Origin of the sequence: Okeania sp. SIO2B9 (genome assembly GCF_010672505.1) — a bacterium.
GTDB lineage: Bacteria > Cyanobacteriota > Cyanobacteriia > Cyanobacteriales > Microcoleaceae > Okeania > Okeania hirsuta.
Genome location: NZ_JAAHGK010001345.1, coordinates 1 through 2,011, shown reverse-complemented (window position 1 = coordinate 2,011; position 2,011 = coordinate 1). Strand labels below are relative to the sequence as shown.

The 2,011-nt window shown below is 39.2% G+C and carries 1 protein-coding gene and 1 pseudogene; both read left to right on the top strand.

Translation table 11 applies throughout. The features are described 5' to 3' along the window. Positions 1-859: transposase (locus F6K13_RS30570; RefSeq protein WP_287289484.1), on the top strand; the 859-nt coding region annotated here is incomplete at its 5' end. A 130-nt stretch (positions 860-989) separates the two neighbouring features. Further along, positions 990-2,011 (top strand): annotated as a pseudogene (locus F6K13_RS30565) (DEAD/DEAH box helicase); the annotation flags it as partial.

The window sequence follows — 2,011 nt, the reverse complement described above, 5'->3', positions numbered from 1 at the left end:
GAAAAGGATGAGAAGCTTTGTCTTTCCTGCCATGCTGAAAAATTGTCTGGGTTGCGGTAGATTCAAGTTACCTCAATTGGGTTGGATTAAATTAAAGCAGAGTAGGCCATACCCGGAAGAAATGGTGGTTAAACAAGCCAGGATAGTCAAAAAAGCTAGTGGTTATTATCTGATGATTACCTTTACTTCATCAGAATCAGTCCCAGATAATCCAGTAGGTGAAAGGTCATTAGGCATTGATGCAGGAATAGAATCTTTTGTAGCTACTTCCACTGGAAATTTAATCAAATATCCTAAATTTTTATTGAGTTCACTGCGCGAGCTGAAATTGCTGCAAAGAAGACTTAAGAAGAAAATAAGAGGTTCAAATAACTGGTTAAAACTCCAGAATAAAATAGCTAGACTACATGAAAAAATAGCTAATACTAGACGTGATTGGCATTTCAAACTAGCTCATCAACTTTGCGATTTTACAGACAATATTTTTGTTGAAGATATGAATTTTAAATCTTGGTCTCAAGGTATTGTTAGAAAACAATCCTTGGATTCTGGAATTGGTCAGTTTATCAACGAAATATTGCCTTATGTTTGCTGGAAACGAGGTAAGTACTATTACAAAGTTGACAAGAATTATACCTCTCAAGAATGTCCGTTATGTGGGCATATACAGAAAAAGAAACTGTCTGATAGAAAACATAATAGTAGCAGTTGTGGTTATCAAGTGAATCGGGATGTAGCTGCTGCAAAAGTAATTAGAAAAAGAGGATTAATAGCGGTAGGGCATACCGTTAACAAAAAAGCTTGTGGAGACGGTCTGGCGGGGGTGCAACTCAGCTTGTTTGATTTGTTACCTAGTTAAGAGTCTGAAACAAGAATCTCCCATTATAATCTTTGATTTAACGGTGAGAGTGTCAATATTTACTCGTTAATTAAAAAAACAGAATAGGCAATATCACAAAACCTGTATAAAGTCAAGAAAATAAACATTAGTGTCATACTCAACCCAGAACAGCCGAGAGCTGGATCTGAAGACCTTATTTCCATTTGAACTAGACAACTTCCAGAAAGAGGCGATCGTCGCCGTAAACGCTGGAAAATCCGTAGTTGTTTGTACCCCTACCGGCTCAGGCAAAACTCTAATTGGAGAATACGCCATCTACCGTGCCCTAAGTCGCGGACGACGAGTATTCTATACCACACCCCTCAAAGCTCTGTCAAACCAAAAATTGCGGGACTTCCGGGACAAATTTGGAGCAGACAAAGTAGGGTTAGTCACCGGAGATACCTCCGTTAACAGGGAAGCATCAGTCCTAGTAATGACTACAGAAGTCTTCCGCAATATGCTCTATGGCACCCCCATAGGAGAAATAGGCACATCTCTAGAAAAAGTAGAAGCCGTAGTCTTGGACGAATGCCACTACATGAACGATCGCCAACGAGGCACAGTATGGGAAGAATTAATAATTTATTGTCCATCAGAAATTCAACTATTAGCTCTCTCCGCTACAGTAGCCAACAGCGACCAGCTTACAGATTGGATCAATAAAGTACATGGGCCAACTGAACTGATTTACTCTGATTTTCGGCCAGTACCTCTCCAATTTAATTTTTCTAACAGCAAAGGTCTATTTCCTCTACTGAGCAATAACCAAAAAAGAGTAAATCCCTTGCTCAAGCCTAAAAATCGACATAATATAGGTAGAGATAGAAGAGAAAAACAATTAGAACCAATATTGCCAGCAGTTTTATCTCAACTCAAAGAGCGGGATATGTTACCAGCTATCTACTTCATATTTAGCCGTCGAGGTTGCGATCGCGCAGTGGCAGAAATAGCACAAGTCAGTAATCTTACTTTGCTGGACGAAACAGAAACTATTCAACTGCAAAATTTAATTCAAAAATTCCTCAATAGTAACCCAGACCTAACTCACTCTAAAAGACTCGAACCTCTAAGTAGAGGTATAGCATCCTTTCCACACTGGTAACATTCCAGCATGGTGGGATGCTATAC